Source organism: Bacillus sp. JJ1503, from assembly GCF_036965125.1.
Classification (GTDB): Bacteria; Bacillota; Bacilli; order Bacillales; family Cytobacillaceae; genus Cytobacillus.
Genome location: NZ_JBALOZ010000193.1, coordinates 1 through 5,529, shown reverse-complemented (window position 1 = coordinate 5,529; position 5,529 = coordinate 1). Strand labels below are relative to the sequence as shown.

At 35.4% G+C, this 5,529-nt stretch carries 6 protein-coding genes; 2 read left to right on the top strand and 4 right to left on the bottom strand.

The window, feature by feature from the left end:
• Window positions 1-472 (bottom strand): NAD(P)H-binding protein (locus tag V7149_RS15150; protein ID WP_335346447.1); only part of this gene is annotated, 472 nt, incomplete at its 3' end.
• Between the two features lie 489 nt (window positions 473-961).
• Window positions 962-1,642 carry a DUF2306 domain-containing protein gene (locus V7149_RS15145; RefSeq protein ID WP_335346446.1) on the bottom strand — a complete coding sequence of 227 codons (681 nt, stop codon included), beginning with the start codon at window positions 1,640-1,642 and terminating at the stop codon, window positions 962-964.
• Between the two features lie 256 nt (window positions 1,643-1,898).
• Here V7149_RS15145 and V7149_RS15140 point away from each other — a divergent pair, with 256 nt between their 5' ends.
• On the top strand, window positions 1,899-2,867 hold the full coding sequence (locus V7149_RS15140) for an NAD(P)-dependent alcohol dehydrogenase (protein WP_335346445.1): 969 nt from the start codon (window positions 1,899-1,901) through the stop codon (window positions 2,865-2,867).
• Between the two features lie 117 nt (window positions 2,868-2,984).
• Here V7149_RS15140 and V7149_RS15135 read toward each other — a convergent pair whose 3' ends face one another.
• Window positions 2,985-3,542: a histidine phosphatase family protein gene (locus tag V7149_RS15135; protein WP_335346444.1), complete on the bottom strand. Its 558-nt coding sequence runs from the start codon at window positions 3,540-3,542 to the stop codon at window positions 2,985-2,987.
• A 342-nt stretch (window positions 3,543-3,884) separates the two neighbouring features.
• On the opposite strand from V7149_RS15135, the gene V7149_RS15130 reads away from it, so the two are divergent.
• Window positions 3,885-4,727 carry a carbonic anhydrase gene (locus V7149_RS15130; RefSeq protein WP_335346443.1) on the top strand — a complete coding sequence of 281 codons (843 nt, stop codon included), beginning with the start codon at window positions 3,885-3,887 and terminating at the stop codon, window positions 4,725-4,727.
• 140 nt (window positions 4,728-4,867) lie between these two features.
• Here V7149_RS15130 and V7149_RS15125 read toward each other — a convergent pair whose 3' ends face one another.
• Window positions 4,868-5,326 (bottom strand): SRPBCC family protein, encoded by a 459-nt coding sequence (locus tag V7149_RS15125; RefSeq protein ID WP_335346442.1) that lies wholly within the window; start codon window positions 5,324-5,326, stop codon window positions 4,868-4,870.
• Between the last annotated feature and the right edge of the window lie 203 nt (window positions 5,327-5,529).

Here is a 5,529-nt window from a genome sequence, read left to right as displayed (position 1 = left end):
ACTCCTCCCGGTTACCAAGCAAAAGTGAAGGTCGGAAGATGTGTAGGGCTGGAAGGCAAAGCTCGCGGAGCGACTCCTCGAGTTCCCCTTTCACTCGTATGTAAAAAGTACGTGATAAAGGATTCGCTCCCATTGAGGTTACTATTAAAAACTGTTTCGCTCCCTGTGCTTTAGCCATTTTGCCTATTGTCAAAGGATAGTGGTAGTCAACTAGGCGGAAAGCCTCTTTCGTGCCAGCCTTTTTAATGGTCGTTCCTAGGGTGCAAAAAACATCCGTCCCTTTCAGATTCACATTGGTATTCTCCAATTGTTCGAAATCAATAACCTTCTCATGAAGCTTTCCATGCACGATCCCCGTTGACCTTCTCACTATGAGTGTTATATCGGTGTAATCCGGGTCATTCAGCAATAGCCGTACGAGCTCCTTCCCAACCAAACCAGTAGCCCCAGCAACAACAGCTTTTCGATTCATCTCTCCATACCTTCCTTCTGCTTACTCATTTCATAAAATATAACCTTTGAATATCAATGGTTTTTAATTTCGGATTGGTAAATAAATCTATACCTCTTCCTCACCGTTTATCATGGGATGTTAGGTCTGATTCTATGACTCTTTTTACATCCCCCAAATTTACCTTCCTTTAACCTTTTGTCTAATATTCTTATTCACTTCAAACCTATGAAATCCTTCAATCTTTACTTCTTTGACTACCATGTTTTTTAGATTCATTTTACCGCATTTTCTATTAGGGCTTAAGGTGGCAAATAAAAAAAGGCTGCATCAGCAACCTCACCTTATATTTTTTAAAGCATTCATATGATAAGCACTTATAAGAATTTTTCACTATGTCTAATTTCCAAAGTGTTAAATTTTCCCCTGGATGGATAAATATATAAAACTAATAATATAAAGAAGATGGCAAAAATTTTATGATTCCATCCTATTTTTCAATAGCTTCCATTAGTCTAACAAAGTATGATTCGTTTTAATGGTTTCTAACTTTCTATTCTGATATAACTTTCTTCTCAGCCAGTATTCCATTATAACCAAATTCCCAACCAAGCTGACCCAAATCGCTGCTGTATAGCCAAGTTCAAAATTATCTAAGGAATAACCAATGACAGCTGACCAGATTCGAAAGGTGACCGCAACAAAGGTCACTGCATAACTTCTATACATCCATCGTTCATGTTCTTGAATTCTCTTCATTCGAATGTTTTTATATGCCAAATAAGCGGTTATAAGCCAAGCGGTCGATAAAGAGAAAAATCCTAGTTTAGAGATAACTCCCCCGAACGCAAAATACGACAAATAAATCCCCGTAATCCCACTGATTAAAATTGAAACTACATAAATTTTCCCCATGTTTCGATGCAGCGACTTTCGTTTGTTCCTAAGCTTTTTGAAAAATTGAAATGGGCCGATCAAAATGGCAAGTGAAGCAGTCATAATATGAGCAAATAAAACGATGTTCCATGGTTGATAATGAAAGTCATACATATTCATTCCCTGCTCAACCAAAGTTGTATTAGACGTGGCAGGATCCATTACAAAATATCTTACGATTGCAGAAATGGTCAATACAATTGCGAACATGATAACTATGCCACTGCCAAATTTTTTAATAGTTGATGCTTTCATAAACGCTTCCGCCTCCTTTCTTTTCTTTAATAAAATGAACTGTGTGTCATTTTATTTTAAATGANNAGAATAAATTTCCATTTTAAACTAATTTTTTAATTACCTTCTAAAAAGGATTGAGTTTGCTTCACATTCAAAATATATTTTTTAAAATTCAAATAATTTCGAATCTATCCCTTCCCTAATACGTATTACAGTAGGATTCATAATCAACTTTAATTGGTTGTTATTCTTATTTATAATTGGAGGGGTATTTTTGAGAGCTATCGTTAGCAACAAATATGGTTCACCTGATGTACTTGAACTGCAGGAAGTTGAGAAACCGAGACCTTTAGAAAATGAAGTCTTGGTAAAGATTCATGCTGCATCCTTGAACTTTGGTAACTTAGTTCTTTTGAAAGGAAAACCGTTCCTAGCTCGTTTAGCTTTCGGCCTACAAAAACCAAAACACCCTATACCAGGGGGTGATATTTCTGGTCAAGTTGAAGCAGTTGGCAAAGATGTTAAGCAGTTTCAACCAGGTGATGAAGTGTTCGGTGACCTCTCTAAGTATGGCTGGGGTGCTTTTGCTGAATATGTAGCTGTCCCTGAAGAGGCCTTAGCCTTAAAACCAGCCAATATCTCTTTCGAGGAGGCTGCTGCCGCACCAATGGCAGGAGTTACAGCCTTACAGGGATTACGGGATAAGGGAAAAATTAAGTCGGGACACAAAGTATTAATTAATGGGGCATCGGGTGGTGTCGGTACTTTCGCGGTACAAATTGCCAAATCATTCGGAGCTGAAGTTACTGGTATATGTAGTACGAGGAATTTAGAAACATTGCAATCCATTGGTGCAGACCATGTTATCGACTATACAAAAGATGATTTCACCCAACGCGAGGAGCTTTATGATTTAATTCTTGGGGTTAATGGCTCTTACCCCCTTTCCGCTTATAAACGCGCACTTAAACCAAATGGAAATTTCATTCACGTTGGGGGCTCCGAATCTCAATTATACCAGACCTTAATATTTGGACCTTTTCATTCAATGACAGGAAGTAAGAAAATGAGCAGTCTATTACAAAGAGCAAACCAAAAGGATCTAAAATATATGAAAGAACTGCTTGAGGCTGGTAAAGTAAAACCAGTAATTGATAGACAGTATAAGTTAAGTGAAGTACGTGAAGCATTCAGATACTTTGAAGAAGGTCATGCACAAGGAAAAGTTGTCATTACAGTATAGTTTAATAGATTTAGAATTTGTAACATTAATGCCTCTGATCGTGCTAATTATTATATCGGACGCACATTTTAAAAATAATAAGATGTGCGTTCAAATTAACTATTTTTCAAAAAGAAATTAAACACACTCCCATAACCTTTTTACATCTCTTAATTCTCTCCCATCAAAAGTTAATTTATAGATATCGGGCATATCGAGATTTTTCCAGAATGCAAAATCATATTGATTATCAAAGTAATTCATAATTAGAACCATAATGTTACCGTGTGTACCTATAACGATATTTTTACCTTCATACTTATCTAATATCTGAATAGTGGCATCCACGCCCCTTTTTTGAGCGACTGCATTGGATTCTCCGCCTTCCCATGAGAAATGGTCATCTTCCCAAACCTTTGTTATCGCAAAAGTAAAATCTTCTACAGGTTCTGCGGTTAACCTTCGTTCTTTAAAATCTTCTATCACTTCTATCTCTTTATTAAAATAATGAGCAATCCCTTCAACAGTTTGAATTGCACGCTTATATGGGCTTGAAATAACAATATCAATTTGCTCTTCTTTTAATAATTCAGTAATCTCATGTGAGTCAACTACTCCTTTTTTTGATAAAGGTCTTCTTAACTCGTCAGGTGTATATGTCGAATGAGCATGTCGGACAAAATATAAATGGGTCATTCAAAATCAGCTCCATATTAATATGTAAAGTAAAGGTAATCCCTGCTTTTTATTACTTATCTTATTCAGTTCAAGCCCTGTTCGAAAAAAGGCATTCTTTTCTCGGATTTCATTGTATCAATATTTTTAGGGACATAGAGTACGCTATTTTCATAGATAACAGGATTTGGAGGAATTATCGGACACTGGGTACTTATTTAATATTAATCACGTAAAAATGAAACATTTCCGCAAAATAACGGAACGTATGTCCGCTGAATTTTATATAAACAACGACTAAAATCCAATAATCGAGGTAAAAATACATTTATTACATGAATCAATATAAACGAGGTTAAAATTATGCCAGCAAAAAAAATATTTTATTCATTGTTAATGTCTTTTCTAGTTTTGTCCTTAGTAGCGTATTCTTCTATTTCACCCGATGCGGCTAAATATGATGTTGTAAATAAAAAGAAAAAGTCAATTGATGTACATACAGCCCATTGGTCTTACGAAGGGGAAACAGGACCAGAACATTGGGGTGACATAAATCCCGATTACGCAGTATGTACAAACGGGAAAGAGCAGTCCCCTATCAACATCCAAACATCACAAGTTATAGAAGATGATAAAATAGCAAATCTTGATATTAACTATAAGCCTACTAGATTCTCCTTAAGTAACAACGGATATACGATTCAGGGCAACCCTTCCACCCTGGATAACTCTTTTGTCGTTGACAATAAGGAATATAAGTTAGCACAATTCCATTTCCATACACCAAGTGAACATCAATTTAATGGGCAGAATTTTGATATGGAATTACATTTTGTACATAAGGATGCTAATAACCAATTAGCCGTTCTTGGCTTAATGATTAAAGAGGGAGCGTCAAATATTTATCTAGAAAAGGCCTGGAACGTCATTCCCACAGAAGAAACAACAAAAGATGTTAAATTGACAAAGCCCATCGACTTAATGAGCTTATTACCGAAAAATAAAGATTCGTTTCGATATAATGGTTCTTTAACAACTCCTCCATGCTCAGAAGCTGTAATATGGGCTGTATTGGAGGAGCCGATTGAAATGTCTAAAGAACAAATCGATAAATTCCGCAACATTTTCCCTGATAACCATCGACCTGTTCAATCCTTAAATGAACGTGAAGTAAAAAAAGTAAGAATTAACTATTTCAGTAAATAAAGTTTGATTAAAATGGATTTTTATCCGGCAGAATTTAAGATTGTGTTTTATAAAAAAGATGAATCATTTCTGCCTATGTTGTTTAAAAATCGAGCCGATTGTTGATCAACATTTCGTTTTGATTTTGTTTAAGTACATTTTTATACGTGAGCGTCAGGAAACCTATCCGAAACAAGATTCATGATGATGTTATGTTCAAGAAGTGCCTTTAAACCACATAGAACAATTGTAAAACCTCCAGTTGAATCTATCACTTGATGAACTATTTCATTTGGACTACCTTTGAATCCTTCGTTAATAATTGTTACAAAGGTTCCTTCTGACCGAGGTGTAAAAATCCACTCCACGGTCGTGTCATCGTCAAATTTGATGAGAATTCTATTATTTTGTTCCAACTGTTTTACATCAAGTTCAGCAGAAACTCCGTACATCTCCCAATCCCAACGAATACGTTTTCCCGCTTCTAATCTTCCGCTGCTTTTAGTAAACCAGAATTTTGTAGTAATGGAAGGGTCGATAAAAGCCTCAAATACCTCTTCAACAGGTTTTCTAATAAGCATTTCTACTTTTGCAACTGATACTTCCTTCAGGTTCGTCATTATGTAATCTCCTTTTTCTTTGTTCACTTCTGCACTTATAATTTAACCAACAATATATCCTTTCAAAATAAATTACCCAAAACATTTCTCCAAACTATTAAAAGAATCCTTTATCAACTATCCTGACATATAGTTTATTTATTCACAATATCCCCCATAAATTTAAACATAATATCCATTTAGTTGAAAATATGTACAAAAAT

Coding starts and splice junctions, on each gene's coding strand:
- V7149_RS15130 (WP_335346443.1), top strand. CDS start 3,885: ATGCCAGCAAAAAAAATATTTTATTCATTGTTAATGTCTTTTCTAGTT.
- V7149_RS15125 (WP_335346442.1), bottom strand. CDS start 5,326: ATGACGAACCTGAAGGAAGTATCAGTTGCAAAAGTAGAAATGCTTATT.
- V7149_RS15135 (WP_335346444.1), bottom strand. CDS start 3,542: ATGACCCATTTATATTTTGTCCGACATGCTCATTCGACATATACACCT.
- V7149_RS15145 (WP_335346446.1), bottom strand. CDS start 1,642: ATGAAAGCATCAACTATTAAAAAATTTGGCAGTGGCATAGTTATCATG.